Source organism: Arthrobacter sp. TJ-58, assembly GCF_058269295.1.
On record NZ_JBZCNM010000003.1, the window covers coordinates 547114 to 565199 of the forward strand.

Sequence of the window (18086 nt, forward strand, 5' to 3'; positions counted from 1 at the left end):
AAAACTTATAACGGGAGGACTGGAGTCCAAATGGCGAATTACACCGCTGCTGATATCAAGGCTCTGCGCGAGCGCACCGGCGCCGGCATGATGGATGTGAAGAAGGCTCTCGACGAGGCCAACGGCGACGCCGAGAAGGCCATGGAGCTCATCCGCATCAAGGGCCTGAAGGGCGCCACCAAGCGCGAAGGCCGTTCCACTGCCGAGGGCCTGGTTGCTGCCAAGGTCATCGACGGCACCGTGGGCGTTATGGTCGAGCTCAACTGCGAAACCGACTTCGTTGCCAAGTCCGCCAAGTTCATTGAGCTGGCTGACAAGGTCCTGGCCGCTGCTGTTGAGTCTGCTGCTGCCGACGCTGAAACGCTGCTGGCCTACAACGTCGACGGCAAGCCGCTGTCCGAGGTTGTCATCGAAGAAGGTGCAATCCTCGGCGAGAAGGTTGTTGTCCGCCGCGTAGCGCGCATCGAAGGCAAGACCGTCGACGCCTACCTGCACAAGACCTCCAAGGACCTGCCGGCCCAGGTTGGCGTTCTGTTTGCCGTTGACGGCGACAGCGAAGAAGCCAAGACCGCTGCACACGACATTGCCGTGCACACCGCTGCTTACGCTCCCACCTACCTGACGCGCGACGAAGTTCCCGCCGAAACCGTAGAGAACGAGCGCCGCATCGCTGACGAGACGGCACGCGCCGAGGGCAAGCCCGAAGCCGCGCTGAACAAGATCGTCGAAGGCCGCCTGACCGGTTTCTTCAAGGAAATCGTCCTGCTGGACCAGCCGTTCGCCAAGGACGCCAAGAAGACTGTGGCGAAGGTTCTCGAAGAGGCCGGAACCACACCGTCCGGTTTCGCCCGTTTCCGCGTAGGCGCCTAGCCTCCAAGGCTCTGGATCCGGCGGATACGTCATCATGAACACGAGGGGCAGCCACCAAGGTGGCCGCCCCTTTTGTTTGCCCAAAACCGCTATTTCACCTCTGAGAACATCTTTTCCTATGCCCCGGGAGGCACCATGGCCCACGTCCTGAAAGACACCGATTTGACGCGACGCCGCGTTCTGCTCAAGCTCTCCGGAGAGGTTTTCGGCGGCGGAAAACTCGGCGTCGACCCTGACACTGTGCGTGCCGTAGCCAAGCAGATCGCCGCAACGGTCGGTGAAGTGGAAGTGGCCATTGTTGTGGGCGGCGGAAACTTCTTCCGCGGCGCTGAACTTTCGCAGAGCGGCATGGACCGCTCCCGCGCAGATTACATGGGCATGCTCGGCACCGTCATGAACTGCCTGGCACTGCAGGACTTCCTGGAGCAGGCAGGCGTTGAAACCCGCGTCCAGAGCGCTATCACCATGGGTCAGGTGGCTGAGGCCTACATCCCGCGGCGCGCCATCCGGCACCTCGAGAAGGGCCGCGTCGTGATCTTCGGCGCCGGCGCCGGCCTGCCGTACTTCTCCACGGACACCGTGGCTGCCCAGCGTGCCCTGGAAGTGCACGCAGACGAGGTCCTCATGGCCAAGAGCGGCGTCGACGGCGTCTACACCGCCGACCCCAACAAGGATCCCAGCGCCACGCGCCTCGAGACCCTGACCTACGACGACGCCCTGCGCCAGGACATCCGCGTGATGGACCAGACGGCCATGACCATGTGCAAGGACAATGACCTGAACATGGTTGTCTTCGGCATGGAGGGCGAAGGCAACGTCACCCGCGCCATCCGCGGCGAAAAGATCGGCACCATCGTTTCGAACTAGCGGACCGACGCCGGTCCCTTAGGGTCCTCAGTGTCCCTAGGGGACCCGGAGCGGCGCGGCCGAAGGGGCCTGGAGGAAGGCGGCTTTATTGTTCCGGAGGCCGCCCGCGGCCGAGGGGACATCGTTGCCGCCGGTCCAGGTCCCGCAGGCCCCGCCCCCTCCGCCTCGCAGGCTCGGTGCAGGGAACCTAAGACCCTTTGCGCCAGAGGGGTCCCCCCTCCGCCTCGCAGGCTCGGTGCAGGGAACCCTGACCCTTTTGCGCCAGAGGGTCCACCCTCCGCCTCGCAGGCTCGGTGCAGGGATCCCTGACCCTTTTGGCTTAGGATGAATAGAGAGCCCGGCCACCAGCGCGTGGACACTTTTGGATGTTAGGAGACACCATGATCGACGAAACCTTGAAAGAGGCCACCGACAAAATGGACAAGGCGGTGGAGGTAGCCAAGGAGGATTTTTCAACGATCCGCACCGGCCGTGCCACGCCCGCTTTGTTCTCCAAGGTCCTGGTGGACTACTACGGTTCTCCCACGCAGCTGCAGCAGCTGGCTTCCTTTGCGACGCCGGATGCCCGCACCCTGCTGATCACCCCGTACGACGTTTCAGCCCTTCGCGCCATTGAGCGTGCGCTGAGCGACTCCGAGGTGGGAGCAAACCCCTCCAACGACGGCAAGGTCATCCGGGTTGTCATGCCCGAGCTGACGCAGGACCGCCGCAAGGAGTACGTCAAGATCGTCAAGACCAAGGGCGAAGACGCGAAGGTCTCGGTCCGCAACATCCGCCGCAAGGCCAAGGATGCCCTGGACCGCCTGGTCAAGGACGGCGAGATTGGCGAGGACGACGGCAACCGGGCCGAAAAGGACCTGGATGCCCTGACCAAGGCCCACACCGATTCCATCGATGATCTGCTCAAGCGCAAGGAAGCCGAGCTGCTCGAGGTCTGATGAGCAACGACCAGCCTCCAAACAGGGCTGGCGGTGCGTCCCTTGAGACTGACCCGGCAGCAAAGGCCATGGACATGAGTGCTACCGACGGAACCGGATCTCCCAAACGGGCGAAGGCCTCCAAGCGTGCAACCGCGGTGACGGGGGCAGCTGCGAAACCGCCGAAGCCCCCGGCCAAACCCTCCAAAGCAGGCCGCAACCTGCCGGCCGCCATCGCCGTCGGGGTCATCCTGCTCGGTGCGCTCCTGGCAGGACTGCTGTTCTTCCCGTTCGCGATCGTGGCCATTGCCACGGTGTTTGCCGGCGTCGGTGTCTGGGAAGTCAGCCGCGCATTGGCGGTGCGCGGCATTAAGGTGCCGATGGCACCGGTGCTGGCGGGAACCGTGGCCCTGCCGCTGGCCGCGTATTTCGGCGGCAGCGAGTCGCTGGCCTTCGCACTGGTGGCGACGGTGGTGGCGGTCCTCCTGTGGAGAACCATCGACTCGGCCGAGGACGCCGTGCGCAGCATCATGGCCGGCATCTTTGTGGTGCTGTGGGTTCCCTTCCTGCTCAGCTTTGCCATGCTCCTGCTGGGGGAGCCGGGCGGCCAGGTCCGCGTGGCCGTCCTGCTGCTTCTGGTGGTTTCAAATGACACCTTCGGTTACCTGGTGGGCGCACTCTTCGGCAAACATCCAATGGCACCCAAGATCAGCCCCAAGAAATCCTGGGAGGGATTTGCGGGTTCGGCGGCGGGAGCCACGGTTGTCGGCATTGTTGCGTCCCTGGTGTTCCTGGACCAGCCGTGGTGGTTTGGTCTTGTCCTGGCTGTTGCCACGGTCTCCGCAGCCACTGCCGGAGATTTCTCCGAATCCATGATCAAGCGGGAGCTTGGCGTCAAGGACATGTCCAACCTGCTGCCCGGCCACGGCGGCATCATGGACAGGCTGGACTCGATAGTCTTTGCCTCTCCCGTGGTCTTCATGATCTCGGTTCTGCTGGTCCCCGGCGCCTAGCCGGAACCGGACGGGCACCAACGTAAGATGACCACAGGTTTTTCATCAGTCTCGGCAAGCGGCATGACCTTCGGAGGAACAGCAGAACATGGACGAAGCCCGGCAGGCCGATGCCCCTTTTGAGCGCGTGGGGCGCAGGGAGTACGGGTACAACACCCGGCAGGTTGATGAATTCCTGACCCGGGCCCGGAGCGGCTACGACGCGGGGGGCGCGGATGCCGAGATCATTTCCAGCCGGGACATCCGGTCCGTAGCGTTCGATCCGGCCAAGGGCGGATACGAGCCCCAGGCCGTGGACGCAGCGCTGGACCGGCTTGAAGATGAATTCGCCCAGCGTGAGCGGGACCAGCTGGTCCAGGCCAAGGGCGAGGAATCATGGTTGCTGCAGATCGGGCGAATCTCCGCGGTTCTCCGCGGCCGTCTGCACCGCAAGCCCGGGGAGCGGTTCCGCCGTCCCGGCAAGCGCAACGTGCCCAGCTACAACGTTGATGATGTTGATGCGCTGTGTACCGAGCTGCTGGGCTACTTTGAAAATGACCAGCCGCTGAGCGTGGACGCGGTTCGCCGGGCCGTCTTCCGGGAGGCCAAGGGCCAGGAAGGGTACGAGGAAACACAGGTGGACGCGTTCCTGGACCGCGTGGTGGAAGTGATGGCTTCGGTCGATTAAGGCCGGCCTTTAGCGCCGCCGTTCGGGCGTGTGCAGCCGGGCCAGGGTCTTGGCAGCTCCGGCCGGAGCGAGGCCGGGCCGCAGCAGGGAAAGCCCCACGGTCACCGCGAACGCAGCCGGCACGGTCCACGCGGCCGGCTGTTCCAGCCACACGGGAATCGCCCGTCCGGCCGCCGCCAGCGTGCCGCCGGCCACCATTGAGCCTCCGCACAGCACAGCCCCGGTCACCATCCCGGCCACCGCGCCCGGAGAAGTCAGCCCCCGCCACCAGATTCCCAGCAACAGCAGCGGGCACAGAGTGGAGGCCGTAAAGGCAAACACCATGCCCACGCTTCCGGCCAGGGCCTGCGAGCTGGTCAGCAGCGCCAGCCCCAGCGGCACGACGGCGGCCAGCACGGCACAGAACCGGAACCCCCGGACACTGCCGCGGAACAATTCCTGGCTCAGTACGCCGGCCAGGGACACCACCAGGCCGCAGGTGGTGGACAGGAACGCGGCAAAAGCGCCGGCCGTCACGAGCGCCGAAAGCAGGTCTCCGGCAGCGCCGTCGAACACCCGCCCCGGCAGCAGCAATACGGTGGTATCCGCGCCTCCCGCCGCCAGCTCCGGTGTGTAAATACGCCCCAGCACCCCGTAAATAGTGGGGAAAATGTAAAACAGGGAGAGCAGACCGAGCACAATCAGGGTGGTCCGCCGGGCCGAGGCTCCGTCCGGGTTCGTGTAGAAGCGCACGAGTACATGAGGCAGGCCCAGGGTACCGAACAGCAGCGCAATGGTCAGCGAAATGTTCCGGTACAGGGAAGCGTGAGCCTGGGGATCCAGGGCCGCCGCAAGCGCTGATCCGCCGCTGCTCCAGGGCAGCCCGGCGTCGGAGATCCGGAAAAGGACAAACAGCACGGGCACGGCGATGGCCGCCAGCTTCAGCCAGTACTGGAACGCCTGCACAAAAGTGATGGAGCGCATGCCGCCGGTCATGACGCTGAGGCAGACAATCACCACCACCGCCACGGAACCGGTCCAGCCGGGAAGTCCGGTGGTGGTGCGGATGGTCAGCGCGGCGCCGTGCAGCTGCGGCACTATGTACAGCCAGCCGACGGCGATAACCAGCAGGCTCGTGACCCGGCGGGCCAGCAGCGACTCCAACCGGGCCTGGGCAAAATCCGGAATGGTGTACGCCCCGGACCGGCGCAGCGGAGCAGCCACGAAGAGCAGGAGCATCAGATAGCCGGCCGTGTAGCCGATCGGGAACCACAGGGCATCCACACCGGACACCAGAATCAGTCCGGCCACTCCCAGGAAGCTCGCCGCGGACAGGTATTCTCCGCCGATGGCCGAGGCGTTCCACCAGGGCCGGACCGTCCGGGACGCCACATAGAAGTCTCCGGTGGTCCGCGAGATGCGCAGCCCGTACGCACCGATCAGCAGCGTGGCCGCACTGACCGTTGCAAGGGCGGCGAAGCCGGCGGCCGGATTCATCTGCGCACCCCGGTCTGCTCAGGCATCATCGACCAGGTCCAGGAACCGCTGTTCATTGCGGGCAGCGCTGCGGATATACAGCGCCCCGCAGACGATCACCAGCGGATACACCCCGGCGCCCAGCAGGAACCAGGGCATCGGAATGCTAAACAGCGTCAGATCGGCAATCACCGGCAGGAATGCCAGGAGTACCGGCACGCCCAGCAGAATCAGCAGGAAACCGCCGGCAACCACCAGGGCCAGCCGCAGCTGGGAGCGGATCAGTGAACCGATGAACAGTTCACCCACTTCGGTCTGTTCATCAAGTTCCCGCGACACCGTGTAGGGGGCGGATGGCACGGGCACGCTGAGCGGGGCGGTGACCCGCACGCGCCGCGGCTGCCCGGCCCCCGCGGGAGCATCGCTGCTCATGTGCGGGACCGGACCCGGCTGGCTGAAAGGGTGCTTCGGACCCGGGGCAGGTGGCGCCTGCTGACCGGCAGTTCCGCCGCACCGACGCTGATGCTTGCGCGGCCGCCCACCATCCGCACCTGACGGATATGGGCCCGGGACACCAGGTAGGAGCGGTGGATGCGGATAAAACCCGCTTCGGCCCACTGCTCTTCCAGCTCGGCCAGCGGCACACGGATCAGGTAGGAAGCGTCCTGCGTGTGCAGGCGGGCATAGTCGCCCTGTGCCTGCACGTAGCGGATATCCTCGCGGCGGATGATGCGCGTGGTGCCGCCCTGGACCACAGTAACGACGTCGTCATCCCCGGTCGCCGCCTCCGCCGCCTGATCGCAGATCCGCCGCACGGATTCAGCCAGGCGCTCCGGCCGGACCGGTTTGAGCAGGTAGTCCACGGCGGCAAGGTCGAACGCCGCCAGTGCCTGCTCCTCGTCCGCGGTCACGAACACCAGAACCGGGGGGCGGTCTCCACTGCCCAGGGCACCAGCGAGCTCCAAGCCGGACATCCCCGGCATATGGATGTCCAGGAATACGGCATCCACCGGGTGGTCGCGCACCAGTGCCAGCGCCTGCGCCCCGCTGGTGGCCCGGTGGATCTCGCCGATCCGGGCATCGCGGCCGAGCAGGAACGCCAGCTCATTGACGGCGGGCAGCTCGTCATCAGCCACCACCACGCTCAGGTGCCGGGGAACGGATTTTCCGGGTACGGACATGTGCAACACGCTACAAGACTCAGGCCCGGTGGCCCGGCTGCGACTTGGGTATGCGCATGGTGATGAGGGTTCCGGCTCCCGGAGCGGTGTCAATCACCAGGCCGTGGTCCTCGCCGTAGACCTGGCGCAGCCGGACATCCACGTTCCGCAGGCCCACGTGATCGCCGTCGGCGTGTCCGGCCAAAACCGACCTGAGGTAATCGGGATCCATCCCCACCCCGTTGTCTTCGATGGTGATCACCGCGGAAGAACCTGCGTCGGCGGCTGTGATCGTGATGTGGCCCTCGCCGTCGTCCGCTTCCAGGCCGTGACGCACCGAATTTTCCACCAGCGGCTGCAGCGACAGGAACGGGATGACGGTTCCCAGGACTTCCGGGCCGATCTGCAGGCTGATCTTGAGGCGGTCCCCAAAGCGTGCCCGTTCCAGCAGCAGATAGCGGTTGATCGCTTCCAGCTCCTCGGCCACGGTGGTGAAGTTGCCGCTGCGGCGGAAGGAATAGCGGGTGAAATCGGCGAATTCCACCACCAGCTCGCGGGCCCGCACCGGATCCGTGGTGATGTAGGAGGCGATCGCGTTGAGCGAGTTGTAGATGAAGTGCGGGCTGATCTGGGCCCGCAGTGCACGGACCTCAGCCTCCATCAACAGCGTCCGCGAGGTGTCCAGTTCTGCCAGTTCCATCTGGCCGGACACCCAGCCGGCAACGTCGTTGACGGCACGCACCAGACCGGCACTGACAGAGGGAGTAAAGACGGCGAGCGTCCCCACCGTTTTGCGGTTCACCTGCAGCGGGCACACCAGCAGGTGCCGGCCGCCGTCATCGTCGAACCCCAGGGACCGCAGTGAGGCACCGCGGAAAACCCGGGTCCGGCCACTGTTGAGGACCGTGCGGGCCGCCGCCAGCAGCCTGGCCCGGGACGCTGGCGTGTCCGGGAGTGAACCTTCCCACGCCAGGACTGCTGCCGCGTCCGCCAGCACCAGGGTGTCGCAGCCCAGCAGTGCGCGCAGGTGGCGGGATGCCTTGCCCGCACCCGAAACGGTCAGCCCGGCGCGCAGGTGCCGGGACGCAAGGGTGGCCGTATGCAGAGCGGCGTAGGCGGCGCGCTCCGAATCCGAGCCGAGGTCCCGCTGGGACCTGCTGAGCCGGTAGCCCAGAAAACCGATGACCGCCACGGTCAGGAGCGCGACGGCGCACACCACGGCAACATCGACGGCGGGGCTGAACATGCCCCCACCCTAGCCGCCGCCGGGGCAGCACCCGTTCCGACACTGCGAAGGCCGGCCCGGCGAGCGGCGGCGGGACCGTTCACCGCAGGGAAATGACCGCTCATCGAGGCACGCGCGGTGAAACTGGTTCGGAGGTGCCAGCCATAGGACAGTGATGGGGATCACTATTCATGCGTAATGCCCGGGCCCGGTGCCGGCTCCCGACGGCGGTTCGGGACGGCCCGCGGCCGATGTGCCCCACTCAAGGAGGAGCGATGGCAAGAAAACAAGTCCCGCGATCGGGCGCCCACGCGGCGGCGGTCGATTTCACGGAGGTCCAGAAATCTCCCGAGCTGCAGGAGCTGCGCAAGCGGCAGCGCAGCTTCATTTTCCCGATGGCCGTACTCTTTCTGCTCTGGTACTTCGCGTACGTACTGCTGGCCGACTACGCCCACGACTTCATGTCTACCCCGGTCTGGGGGAACATCAACGTTGGCCTGATCCTGGGGCTGCTGCAGTTTGTCACCACCTTCGCCATCACCATGGGGTACGTGAGCTACGCCAACCGCCGGATGGATCCCATTGCCGCGGACCTGCGCGAAAAACTTGAAGCTAAGGGCGTCCGGCGTCCGGAGGAGGCCAAATGAATCCCCTGAACATTACGGCGAACCTCACATCGGCGGATACACCCGTTTCCGCCGACGCCGTCCGGGAAACCGGCTGGCTGAACATGCTCATCTTCGGCCTCTTCGTGGCCGTGACGCTGATCGTTGTGCTGCGGGCCAGCCGCAACAACAAGACCGCGGCTGACTACTACGCCGCCGGCCGGTCCTTCACCGGACCGCAGAACGGAACGGCCATTGCCGGTGACTACCTCTCGGCGGCGTCGTTCCTGGGCATCGTGGGCGCCATCGCCATCAACGGATATGACGGCTTCCTGTACTCCATCGGCTTCCTCGTGGCCTGGCTGGTGGCACTGCTGCTGGTGGCGGAAATGCTCCGCAACACCGGCAAATTCACCATGGCCGATGTGCTGTCCTTCCGCCTGAAGCAGCGCCCGGTCCGCATCGCCGCGGCCATCACCACCCTGGCCGTCTGCTTCTTCTACCTGCTGGCCCAGATGGCCGGAGCCGGCGGACTCGTCTCCCTGCTGATGGGCATCGACTCGAAGATCGGCCAGTCCCTGGTGATCACCGTCGTCGGCGCCCTGATGATCATTTACGTACTGATCGGCGGGATGAAGGGCACCACCTGGGTGCAGATCATCAAGGCCTGCCTGCTCATTGCCGGTGCCGGAGTCATGACCGTCTGGGTCCTGGCCCAGAACGGCTTCAACCTCTCCGAACTGCTCGGTGCGGCGGTGGAAACCTCCGGCAACCCGGATATCCTCAACCCCGGCCTGGCTTACGGCAAGACCGGAACCACCCGCCTGGACTTCGTATCCCTGGGCATGGCCCTGGTGCTGGGCACCGCAGCCCTGCCGCACGTGCTGATGCGCTTCTACACGGTGCCTACGGCCAAGGAAGCCCGCCGCTCCGTGGTCTGGGCCATCTGGCTGATCGGCATCTTCTACCTCTTCACCCTGGTCCTGGGCTACGGCGCTGCCGCGCTGATTCCCGCGGAGACCATCACATCCGCCCCCGGCGGCGTGAACTCGGCAGCTCCGCTTCTGGCCTTTGCGCTGGGCGGGCCGGTGCTGCTGGGCCTGATATCCGCGGTGGCATTCGCAACCATCCTGGCTGTGGTGGCCGGTCTGACCATCACGGCTGCGGCGTCCTTTGCGCATGACATCTATGCCAACGTGATCCGCAAGGGCAAGGTGGACCCCGACGGCGAGGTCAAGGTCGCCCGCCGCACGGTGCTGGTAATCGGCGTGATTTCCATTCTCGGCGGCATCGGTGCGCAGGGTCAGAACGTGGCCTTCCTGGTGGCCCTGGCCTTCGCGGTTGCCGCCAGTGCCAACCTGCCCACCATCCTGTACTCGCTGTACTGGCGCCGCTTCAACACCCAGGGTGCCATTTGGAGCATGTACGGCGGCCTCATCTCGGCGATTCTGCTGATCATCCTCTCGCCGGTGTTCTCCGGGGCCGAGACGTCCATGGTCTCGGGGATCGACATCTCGGTCTTCCCGCTGAACAACCCGGGCCTGGTGTCCATCCCGCTGGCCTTCCTGCTGGGCTGGCTCGGCACCGTCCTGGGCAAGGACGACGAGTCCCCGCAGAAGCAGGCGGAGATGGAAGTCCGGTCCCTGACCGGTGTCGGCGCGGAAAAGGCTGTGGACCACTAGCCTTCCGCGCATCTTCCCGGACCAACACCCGGTTCCCCGCTTCGGCAGGGGACCGGGTGTTTGCGTTGGCGGGGCTTTTGTGGGCGGGGCGGAAGCCTTTGGCGCGGGCCGGGCGGCGTCCGGGAGTCAGTCTTCGGCGTCGCCGCGTTCGAGCAGGGGAGTGACCCGGAACGGAATGAGCTCGCCCATGGCCAGATTGGTATCGCAGCGTTCGACGCCGGGCACCGCGAGAATGGCCTTGTTGATCCGAAACAGGTCCTCGGCGTCAACGGCGGCCACGCGCAGGAGGATGTCCGCGTCGCCGGTCAGGCCGTGGGCCTCCACTACTTCCGGGATGCCGGCCAGCTGGGCGGTGATGGCGGCCAGCTGTTGCTGCTGCACGTGCACATGGACAAAAGCCATCAGCGGATAACCCAGCGCGGCCGGGCTGATCCTGCGTTCGAAGGACAGGAACACTGCCTTCTTTTCCAGCTGCGCCAGCCGGGCCTGGACCGTGTTGCGGGAGATTCCCAGGGCCGTGGCCAGAGCTACAACCGTGCGCCGCGGATCCCGGGCCATGGCAAGGAGCAGGCGGGTGTCGGTACTGTCCAGAGGCATAGTGCGAAAGATTAGCACGGCCGAATGGCGACCCGTAGAGCATAATGCGCAGCGAATCCGGAAACGGTTGTGCCGCCTGATAAGTGTGAGTAGTGTCACAGTTATCCGGGCAACGTCGCCCGGGCATCGGTTCGGTCCCGCCACCCCTGGGGCCCAACACGGAAGGATGCGTACCGACGTGTCTCTGCATACTCCTGTTCGAATTTCCCATGACGGCGCTACCGCTGCCGGCCCCTACGTCCAGCTGATCCGTCCCGACGGTTCCCGGGCATCCTCCGACTACGACCACTGGGTCTCCGATGTTGATGCAGACCAGCTGCGTGCCCTCTACGAAGACATGGTGGTCATCCGCCGGATCGACACCGAGGCCACCGCACTGCAGCGCCAGGGTGAGCTGGGCCTCTGGCCGCCGCTCCTGGGCCAGGAAGCCGCCCAGATCGGCTCCGCCCGCACCCTGCGGGCCAGCGACTTCGTGTTCGGGAGCTACCGTGAAAACGGGGTTGCCTGGTGCCGCGGCGTGGACCCGGAGTCCCTGATGCGCATGTGGCGGGGCAACGCCGCCGCCGGCTGGGATCCGTTCACCGTCAACATGGCCCCCACCCAGGTCATCATCGGCGCCCAGGCGCTGCACGCGGCAGGCTACGGCATGGGCGTGGTTGCCGACGGAACGGACGACGCCGTCATCACCTATTTCGGCGACGGCGCCACCAGCCAGGGCGACGTGAATGAGGCGATGGTCTTCGCGGCCAGCTTCCATGCGCCCGTTGTCTTCTTCTGCTCCAACAACCAATGGGCCATTTCAGAGCCGGTGGGCCTGCAGGCACAGGTGCCCATCGCCAACCGCGCCCCGGGCTTCGGCATTCCCTCCGTCCGGGTGGACGGCAACGACGTCCTCGCCGTCATGGCCGTCACCCGCGAGGCCCTGGAACGGGCACGCAGCGGGGGAGGGCCCAGCTTCATCGAGGCCGTGACCTACCGGATGGGTCCGCACACCACCGCGGATGATCCCACCCGCTACCGCGACGCCGCGGAACTGGAGGAATGGCGGGCCAAGGATCCGATCAGCCGGGTGGAAGCCCTGCTGCGGTCCGAGGGCCTGTTCACCGGCGAGTTTGCGGAATCGGTGGCCGCCCACGCCAACGCTGTGGCCGCTGAACTGCGCCAGGCCTGCATCGGCATGGCACCGCCTGCGGCAATGGAACTCTTTGCGCATGTCTACGCCGAACCCAACTCCTGGCTGGAGAACCAGCAGGAGGAATACGCCCGCTACCTCGCCGTGTACGGCACGGAAGACGACGGCGGCACTGACCAGGCTGCGGCCCACACGAAGGGAGAGCGCGCATGAGCACCATGACTTTTGGCCGTGCCATCAACGCCGGGCTCCGCGCCGCCATGGACGCCGACCCCAAGGTCGTCCTGATGGGGGAGGACATCGGCACCCTCGGCGGCGTCTTCCGCATCACCGACGGGCTGAAGAAGGATTTCGGCGGACACCGCGTCATTGATACCCCACTGGCCGAATCCGGCATCATGGGCACCGCCGTCGGGCTGGCCTTCCGCGGTTACCGTCCGGTGGTGGAAATCCAGTTCGACGGGTTCATCTACCCGGCCTTTGACCAGATTGTCTGCCAGGTCGCCAAGATGCACTACCGCACCCGCGGTGCCGTCAACATGCCGCTGACCATCCGCGTGCCCTTCGGCGGCGGCATCGGTTCACCTGAGCACCACTCGGAGTCTCCGGAAGCATATTTCACCCACACCTCCGGACTGCGCGTGGTCAGCGTATCCAACCCGCAGGATGCGTACACCATGATCCAGCAGGCCATCATCAGCAACGACCCGGTGCTGTTCTTTGAGCCCAAGCGCCGCTATCACGTCAAGGGCGAAGTTAATGAGGACCTTGACGGCGCGCTGCCGCTGGGCTCCGCACGCGTGGTCACCGAAGGCACCGACGTGACCCTTGTGACCTACGGTCCGCTGGTCATGACCGCCGTTGACGCGGCCGTGGCCGCCTCGGATGAGGGCGTTTCCGTGGAAGTCATTGACCTGCGGTCCCTGTCACCGGTGGATTTCGCCACGGTGGAAGCCTCCGTCCGGAAGACGGGCCGGCTCGTCATCACCCATGAGGCCGGAAAATCCGGCGGCGTGGGCGCCGAAATCTCCGCCAGCATCACCGAGCGTTGCTTCGACTTCCTCGAGCATGCACCCGTTCGGGTCACCGGCTTTGATGTTCCGTACCCGTCTTCCAAGCTCGAGCACCACCACCTGCCGGATCTGGACCGGATCCTCGACGGCGTGGACCGGGCCCTGCGCCGCCCCAACTCGCTCAGTGCCCGGGATGCCGCCGGCGAAGCGCGCGCCATCCTGGAAGGAGCCGGTCTGTGATCAAGGAATTCCGCCTCCCGGACCTGGGCGAAGGACTCACCGAGTCCGAGATCGTCAGCTGGCATGTGGCAGTAGGGGACAAGGTCACCCTGAACCAGGTCATTGCCGACGTGGAAACGGCCAAGGCCGTGGTGGAACTGCCCTCACCCTACGCAGGAACCGTGGCGCTGCTGCATGAGCAGGCCGGATCCGTGGTGGAAGTCGGCGCTCCCATCGTGTCCTTCGACATCGGCGGCGGGGATGAGGGAGGACTGGCCGAGGGCGTTGTGCGGGCAGATCTGTCCGGTTCGGAACCGCTGAAGCGCACCCCCAACCTTGTCGGCTACGGGGCAGTTCCCGAGAAGACCGGCCGGCCGGCGCGGCGCCGTTGGCTGACCGGGGTGTCACCGCAGGCTGCCGCCACGGCGGTGGAACCGGCTGCCCCGGCGCCGCCTGCCCCCGCAGCGCCGGTTCGGCCTGTCGAACCGGCCCTGCCGCAGGAAGCCGCTGCGCCGCCGCGGGAGCGCCCCCGTTCGTCTCCGCCGGTGCGCAAGCTCGCCCGGGATCTCGGGGTGGATTTGGCAAACCTGGACGGAACGGGACCGGACGGCCTGATTGTCCGTTCCGATGTGTCCCGGGCCGCCGAAAACCTGGCAGATGGCACGGGCGAGGCAGCTGTGCAGCAGCCGCCGGAGGCCGGCACCCCGTCGCTGCCGCCGCCGTCGTCCGCCGTTTCCCCGGGTGTCCGGGAGGAACGGATCCCGATCGCCGGAATGCGCAAGCACACCGCCGCGGCAATGGTAGCCAGTGCCTTCACGGCACCGCACGTGACCGTCTTCCTGACCGTGGACGTCACGGCTTCGATGGAACTGCTGGCGCGCCTTCGCGGCCACAAGGCGTACGACGGCGTGAAGCTGACGCCGCTGACGCTGGCCGCCAAGGCTGTCTGCCTGGCGCTGGGACGGCATCCGTCGCTGAATTCGCGCTGGGACGAGGCCGCACGGGAAATCGTGCAGTACCGCTATGTGAACCTCGGTATTGCCGCAGCGACACCGCGGGGCCTCATGGTTCCCAATGTGAAGGACGCGCAGTCCCTGGGTCTGCGTGCCCTGGCCGACGCCGTAGGCAATCTGGCGCAGACCGCCCGCGCCGGCAAGACCACCCCGGCGGACCTGTCCGGCGGAACCTTCTCGATCTCCAATGTGGGGGTGTTCGGCATCGATGCCGGAACGCCCATCCTCAATCCGGGAGAGGCCGGCATCCTGGCACTCGGCGCGGTGCGGGAACAGCCGTGGGTCCATGAAGGGGCACTCGCGGTGCGGTCGGTCATGACCCTCAGCCTGTCCTTCGACCACCGGCTGGTCGACGGCGAGCAGGGTGCACGTTTCCTCAACGACGTGGGGACGGTGCTGGCGGATCCCGCCATGGCCCTGACCCTGATCTAGCAGTCACTGACGACAGAACCCGCCGTCCCAACTTCGGGACGGCGGGTTCTGTGCGTGCCGAACCAGTTCAGCTCACGTTGATGTGCAGTGTAGGTGCAGTGTCGGAGGTGCGGCGTCGGGTTGGTGCCCCTCACCGCCGTCGAATGACGCAGTGATGCCGCTATCCCCGCCCCCAAGCGGCATCGTCTCGACACTGGATGCGGGTAAGCGGCCGTATCTCGACACTCGGCGGAGGGAAGCGTGCCGGATTAGTTCAGTTCAAGTTCAAGTTCCCGCACGACGGCGCCGCGGGCGTTGGCGAAGCCCTGCGCCTCGCCCACCACCTTGAAGCCGTACTTCTCCAGGATGGCGATGGAACCGGCGTTGTCCGCGACGGCCCGGGCGCGGATGGGGCGCTCGTCGAACTCCTGCAGGAACTGGCCAACGGCGGCCGTGGTGATGCCCTGGCCCCACCGCTCGGTGTCGATCCAGTAGCTGATCTCCGGGATGCCGCCTTCACGGTAGGCCATGATGCCGCCAACCACGTCACCGTCGGCCACAATGGTGCGGACAGTGACGGTGGGATCGTTGAGGATGTTCTGCCAATGGTGATCGAAGACACCGCGGTCAGAGGGATTCTTGGCGGCAAAGCCAACCATATGGTTGGCGCTTGGATCCAGCTGATGGGAAAAGAATTCATCCAGGTCGGCGGGAACTACGGCACGAAGCTCAATCACAGCAGGTCTTTCTGCTCGAGGGGTTTGATTCAGGGTACTAGGCATTCAGGGCAGCCCATGCCATGGTTTCGAGCAGCGACCGCAGCCGTGCCGTGTCCCGGGCCAACATTTTTGTGTTCAGCGTGTGCGAGGTCGAATTGATCAATCCGAAGACGGCCTGGGCGCGGTCCCGCAGCAGGGGCGGAGCCGAACCGGGATGCAGAGCGGAGAGGGCATCAACCCATACTTCCACGTACTGGCGCTGGAGCTGCCGTACGGTGCGTTTGTCCGGCGCCGGCAGGCTGTTCAAATCCCGGTCCTGGACCCGGATCACGTTCGCCTGGCGCAGGGCGAAGTCCACCTGGAATTCCACCAGCCTGCGCAGCGATTCCTCGGGGGTGGAAGACTCGGCGGCTACGGCTTTTCCGCCGTGGAGCAGGTCCTCGCTCACGCCAACCAGCAGGGCTGTCAGGACCCCGGGCTTGCCGCTGAAGTGGCGGTACACGGCAGGGCCGCTGACGCCGGCGGCTGCCCCGAGCTCTTCAATGGACACGCCGTTGTAGCCGCGTTCGGCGAAGAGTGCTGCGGCGGCGTTGAGTATGGCCGTCCGGCGGGAGGCCTTGGCCAGGGTGCGCCCGGTGGGGCCGCCGGCGGAGCGCCCGGCGGGACTGGCGGGCGCTGCGGGCGTTTCCCGGTTCGGCCGGCTCGTCCCGTTGGCCGGGGCCGCGGGAAGCGCTTCTTCTGGAACTGCGTCCATGCCCGCCTTTCCGGCCGCTTCGGTTGAGGAACTGTTTCCATTGTGGTGGACAGCTGGGTTAATAACCAATAACCTGATTTGAGTTAGCCGTCATTAACCGGCGCTGGAGCTTCCGGCAAATGTGCCGAGCAGCTGTCCGCACTGAGCAGAGAGACGTCAATGGAGACCCTTGCAACCCGGCTCGACCCCGCCTCACCGGATTACGCCCGCAACGCCGTCGCGCAGGCTGAATTGGTGCAGGACCTGCGCAAGCGGCTGGAGCAGGCCGCGCTCGGGGGACCGGAGCGTTCCCGGGAACGCCACGCGGCCCGCGGAAAACTGCTGCCGCGCGAGCGCGTGGACCGGCTGCTGGACCCGGGCAGCCCGTTCCTGGAGATCTCCCCGCTGGCCGCGGACGGCATGTACGACGACGAGTGCCCCGGCGCCGGCCTGATCGCCGGCATCGGCCTGGTGCAGGGCCGGCACGTGATGGTGCTGTCCAACGACGCCACAGTCAAGGGCGGCACCTACTATCCGATGACCGTGAAGAAGCACCTGCGCGCCCAGGAAATTGCGTTGGAAAACCGCCTGCCGTGCATTTACCTGGTGGACTCCGGCGGCGCGTTCCTGCCCAAGCAGGATGATGTTTTTCCGGACCGGGACCACTTTGGCCGGATCTTCTACAACCAGGCCCAGATGTCCGCACGGAAGATCCCGCAGATTTCCGCCGTGCTGGGATCCTGCACCGCCGGCGGCGCCTACGTGCCGGCCATGAGCGATGAAACCGTCATCGTGCGCAACCAGGGGACCATCTTCCTGGGTGGACCGCCGCTGGTGAAGGCCGCCATCGGCGAGATTGTCACGGCCGAAGAGCTCGGCGGCGGTGACCTGCACTCGCGCATCAGCGGCGTCACCGACCATCTGGCGGACAATGACGCCCACGCCCTGGAGATCGTGCGTACCATCGTGGAAACCCTGCCCGTGCATCCCCCGGCCTGGGAGATTCTGCCGACCCGGCCGCCGTCGCACTCCGAAGCCGAAATCTACGGGGCCGTGCCCGCGGACCTCCAAACCCCCTACGACGTCCGGGAGCTCATTGCCCGGCTGGTGGACGGCAGCGAATTCTCCGAATTCAAGAAGGAATACGGCGCGACCCTGGTCACCGGCTTCGCCCGGCTGCACGGCCACCGGGTGGGCATCGTCGCCAACAACGGCGTTCTCTTCTCCGAATCAGCGCTCAAGGGCGCACACTTCATTGAACTGTGCGACCAGCGCGGCATTCCGCTGATCTTCCTGCAGAACATTTCCGGCTTCATGGTGGGCCGCGACTACGAGGCCGGCGGCATCGCCAAGAACGGCGCCAAGATGGTCACCGCCGTCGCCACCTGCCGGGTTCCCAAGCTCACGGTCATTGTGGGCGGCTCCTTCGGCGCCGGGAACTATTCCATGTGCGGCCGGGCCTACAGCCCGCGCTTCCTCTGGATGTGGCCGGCGGCCCGGATTTCCGTGATGGGCGGCGCCCAGGCCTCCTCAGTCCTGGCCACCGTCAAGCGCGATCAGCTCGAAGCCCGCGGCGAGGAATGGGCCGCGGAGGACGAAGAAGCATTCAAGGCACCCATCCGCGAGACCTATGAAGCCCAGGGCAGCCCGTACTACTCCACGGCGCGGCTGTGGGACGACGGCGTCATCGACCCGGCGGACACCCGCACCGTCCTGGGCCTGGCCCTGGACGTGTGCGCCAACGCCCCGCTGCCGGAGACCTCCTTCGGCCTGTTCCGGATGTGAGGC

At 66.1% G+C, this 18086-nt stretch carries 18 protein-coding genes; 11 read left to right on the forward strand and 7 right to left on the reverse strand.

What is annotated here, in order from left to right:
- The first annotated feature begins 30 nt into the window (after window positions 1-30).
- The 5 genes from tsf (at window position 31) to AC4D2W_RS12845 (ending at window position 4334) form a co-directional block, all read left to right on the forward strand.
- On the forward strand, window positions 31-870 hold the full coding sequence (gene tsf, locus AC4D2W_RS12825) for a translation elongation factor Ts (protein ID WP_490927286.1): 840 nt from the start codon (window positions 31-33) through the stop codon (window positions 868-870).
- 135 nt (window positions 871-1005) lie between these two features.
- Window positions 1006-1737: a UMP kinase gene (gene pyrH, locus AC4D2W_RS12830; RefSeq protein WP_400926088.1), complete on the forward strand. Its 732-nt coding sequence runs from the start codon at window positions 1006-1008 to the stop codon at window positions 1735-1737.
- A gap of 380 nt (window positions 1738-2117) precedes the next feature.
- Entirely contained in the window at window positions 2118-2675 is a 558-nt protein-coding gene (frr, locus tag AC4D2W_RS12835) for a ribosome recycling factor (RefSeq protein WP_490927287.1), read from the forward strand.
- 74 nt (window positions 2676-2749) lie between these two features.
- Complete coding sequence (locus AC4D2W_RS12840; protein WP_490927288.1) at window positions 2750-3667, forward strand: phosphatidate cytidylyltransferase; 918 nt, start codon at window positions 2750-2752, stop codon at window positions 3665-3667.
- An 88-nt stretch (window positions 3668-3755) separates the two neighbouring features.
- Entirely contained in the window at window positions 3756-4334 is a 579-nt protein-coding gene (locus AC4D2W_RS12845) for a DivIVA domain-containing protein (protein WP_490927289.1), read from the forward strand.
- A gap of 9 nt (window positions 4335-4343) precedes the next feature.
- Here the strand turns inward: AC4D2W_RS12845 and AC4D2W_RS12850 are convergent, their stop codons facing one another.
- The 4 genes from AC4D2W_RS12850 to AC4D2W_RS12865 are packed head-to-tail and all read right to left on the reverse strand — an operon-like array spanning window position 4344 to window position 8195.
- Window positions 4344-5810: a sodium/solute symporter gene (locus AC4D2W_RS12850; protein WP_490927290.1), complete on the reverse strand. Its 1467-nt coding sequence runs from the start codon at window positions 5808-5810 to the stop codon at window positions 4344-4346.
- An 18-nt stretch (window positions 5811-5828) separates the two neighbouring features.
- The gene (locus AC4D2W_RS12855) at window positions 5829-6221 is read right to left on the reverse strand and encodes a DUF485 domain-containing protein (protein WP_490927291.1); all 393 of its coding nucleotides are present in this window, start codon (window positions 6219-6221) and stop codon (window positions 5829-5831) included.
- Window positions 6218-6970, reverse strand: a complete 753-nt coding sequence (locus AC4D2W_RS12860; RefSeq protein ID WP_490927292.1) for a LytR/AlgR family response regulator transcription factor — start codon at window positions 6968-6970, stop codon at window positions 6218-6220. The genes AC4D2W_RS12855 and AC4D2W_RS12860 overlap by 4 nt, the downstream gene beginning before the upstream one ends.
- Before the next feature lie 19 nt (window positions 6971-6989).
- Window positions 6990-8195: a sensor histidine kinase gene (locus tag AC4D2W_RS12865; protein WP_490927293.1), complete on the reverse strand. Its 1206-nt coding sequence runs from the start codon at window positions 8193-8195 to the stop codon at window positions 6990-6992.
- A gap of 254 nt (window positions 8196-8449) precedes the next feature.
- Between AC4D2W_RS12865 and AC4D2W_RS12870 the strand changes: the two genes are divergently transcribed.
- Together AC4D2W_RS12870 and AC4D2W_RS12875 are read left to right on the forward strand one after the other, a co-directional pair.
- Complete coding sequence (locus AC4D2W_RS12870; protein ID WP_490927294.1) at window positions 8450-8821, forward strand: DUF485 domain-containing protein; 372 nt, start codon at window positions 8450-8452, stop codon at window positions 8819-8821.
- An 83-nt stretch (window positions 8822-8904) separates the two neighbouring features.
- Window positions 8905-10461, forward strand: a complete 1557-nt coding sequence (locus AC4D2W_RS12875; protein WP_490927443.1) for a solute symporter family protein — start codon at window positions 8905-8907, stop codon at window positions 10459-10461.
- A gap of 126 nt (window positions 10462-10587) precedes the next feature.
- Here AC4D2W_RS12875 and AC4D2W_RS12880 read toward each other — a convergent pair whose 3' ends face one another.
- The gene (locus AC4D2W_RS12880) at window positions 10588-11058 is read right to left on the reverse strand and encodes an Lrp/AsnC family transcriptional regulator (protein WP_490927295.1); all 471 of its coding nucleotides are present in this window, start codon (window positions 11056-11058) and stop codon (window positions 10588-10590) included.
- 166 nt (window positions 11059-11224) lie between these two features.
- Between AC4D2W_RS12880 and pdhA the strand changes: the two genes are divergently transcribed.
- The 3 genes from pdhA to AC4D2W_RS12895 are packed head-to-tail and all read left to right on the forward strand — an operon-like array spanning window position 11225 to window position 14867.
- The gene (gene pdhA, locus AC4D2W_RS12885; RefSeq protein ID WP_490927296.1) at window positions 11225-12403 is read left to right on the forward strand and encodes a pyruvate dehydrogenase (acetyl-transferring) E1 component subunit alpha; all 1179 of its coding nucleotides are present in this window, start codon (window positions 11225-11227) and stop codon (window positions 12401-12403) included.
- Window positions 12400-13443: an alpha-ketoacid dehydrogenase subunit beta gene (locus tag AC4D2W_RS12890; protein WP_490927297.1), complete on the forward strand. Its 1044-nt coding sequence runs from the start codon at window positions 12400-12402 to the stop codon at window positions 13441-13443. The genes pdhA and AC4D2W_RS12890 overlap by 4 nt, the downstream gene beginning before the upstream one ends.
- The gene (locus AC4D2W_RS12895) at window positions 13440-14867 is read left to right on the forward strand and encodes a dihydrolipoamide acetyltransferase family protein (protein WP_490927298.1); all 1428 of its coding nucleotides are present in this window, start codon (window positions 13440-13442) and stop codon (window positions 14865-14867) included. The genes AC4D2W_RS12890 and AC4D2W_RS12895 overlap by 4 nt, the downstream gene beginning before the upstream one ends.
- A gap of 248 nt (window positions 14868-15115) precedes the next feature.
- Here the strand turns inward: AC4D2W_RS12895 and AC4D2W_RS12900 are convergent, their stop codons facing one another.
- A complete protein-coding gene (locus AC4D2W_RS12900; protein WP_490927299.1) occupies window positions 15116-15583 on the reverse strand; it encodes a GNAT family N-acetyltransferase in 468 nt (155 codons plus the stop codon).
- A 37-nt stretch (window positions 15584-15620) separates the two neighbouring features.
- Complete coding sequence (locus tag AC4D2W_RS12905; RefSeq protein WP_490927300.1) at window positions 15621-16319, reverse strand: TetR/AcrR family transcriptional regulator; 699 nt, start codon at window positions 16317-16319, stop codon at window positions 15621-15623.
- Between the two features lie 159 nt (window positions 16320-16478).
- Between AC4D2W_RS12905 and AC4D2W_RS12910 the strand changes: the two genes are divergently transcribed.
- Window positions 16479-18083, forward strand: coding sequence for a carboxyl transferase domain-containing protein (locus tag AC4D2W_RS12910; RefSeq protein WP_490927301.1), 1605 nt, complete (start codon window positions 16479-16481; stop codon window positions 18081-18083).
- Window positions 18084-18086: the final 3 nt, after the last annotated feature.

What these genes read in the sequence shown, in the direction of transcription:
- AC4D2W_RS12860 (WP_490927292.1), bottom strand. Translation starts at nt 6,970, where the DNA reads ATGTCCGTACCCGGAAAATCCGTTCCCCGGCACCTGAGCGTGGTGGTG.
- AC4D2W_RS12870 (WP_490927294.1), top strand. Translation starts at nt 8,450, where the DNA reads ATGGCAAGAAAACAAGTCCCGCGATCGGGCGCCCACGCGGCGGCGGTC.
- pyrH (WP_400926088.1), top strand. Translation starts at nt 1,006, where the DNA reads ATGGCCCACGTCCTGAAAGACACCGATTTGACGCGACGCCGCGTTCTG.
- pdhA (WP_490927296.1), top strand. Translation starts at nt 11,225, where the DNA reads ATGCGTACCGACGTGTCTCTGCATACTCCTGTTCGAATTTCCCATGAC.
- AC4D2W_RS12865 (WP_490927293.1), bottom strand. Translation starts at nt 8,195, where the DNA reads ATGTTCAGCCCCGCCGTCGATGTTGCCGTGGTGTGCGCCGTCGCGCTC.
- AC4D2W_RS12845 (WP_490927289.1), top strand. Translation starts at nt 3,756, where the DNA reads ATGGACGAAGCCCGGCAGGCCGATGCCCCTTTTGAGCGCGTGGGGCGC.
- AC4D2W_RS12905 (WP_490927300.1), bottom strand. Translation starts at nt 16,319, where the DNA reads ATGGACGCAGTTCCAGAAGAAGCGCTTCCCGCGGCCCCGGCCAACGGG.
- AC4D2W_RS12855 (WP_490927291.1), bottom strand. Translation starts at nt 6,221, where the DNA reads ATGAGCAGCGATGCTCCCGCGGGGGCCGGGCAGCCGCGGCGCGTGCGG.
- AC4D2W_RS12840 (WP_490927288.1), top strand. Translation starts at nt 2,750, where the DNA reads ATGAGTGCTACCGACGGAACCGGATCTCCCAAACGGGCGAAGGCCTCC.
- frr (WP_490927287.1), top strand. Translation starts at nt 2,118, where the DNA reads ATGATCGACGAAACCTTGAAAGAGGCCACCGACAAAATGGACAAGGCG.
- AC4D2W_RS12875 (WP_490927443.1), top strand. Translation starts at nt 8,905, where the DNA reads ATGCTCATCTTCGGCCTCTTCGTGGCCGTGACGCTGATCGTTGTGCTG.
- AC4D2W_RS12850 (WP_490927290.1), bottom strand. Translation starts at nt 5,810, where the DNA reads ATGAATCCGGCCGCCGGCTTCGCCGCCCTTGCAACGGTCAGTGCGGCC.
- AC4D2W_RS12910 (WP_490927301.1), top strand. Translation starts at nt 16,479, where the DNA reads ATGGAGACCCTTGCAACCCGGCTCGACCCCGCCTCACCGGATTACGCC.
- tsf (WP_490927286.1), top strand. Translation starts at nt 31, where the DNA reads ATGGCGAATTACACCGCTGCTGATATCAAGGCTCTGCGCGAGCGCACC.
- AC4D2W_RS12880 (WP_490927295.1), bottom strand. Translation starts at nt 11,058, where the DNA reads ATGCCTCTGGACAGTACCGACACCCGCCTGCTCCTTGCCATGGCCCGG.
- AC4D2W_RS12890 (WP_490927297.1), top strand. Translation starts at nt 12,400, where the DNA reads ATGAGCACCATGACTTTTGGCCGTGCCATCAACGCCGGGCTCCGCGCC.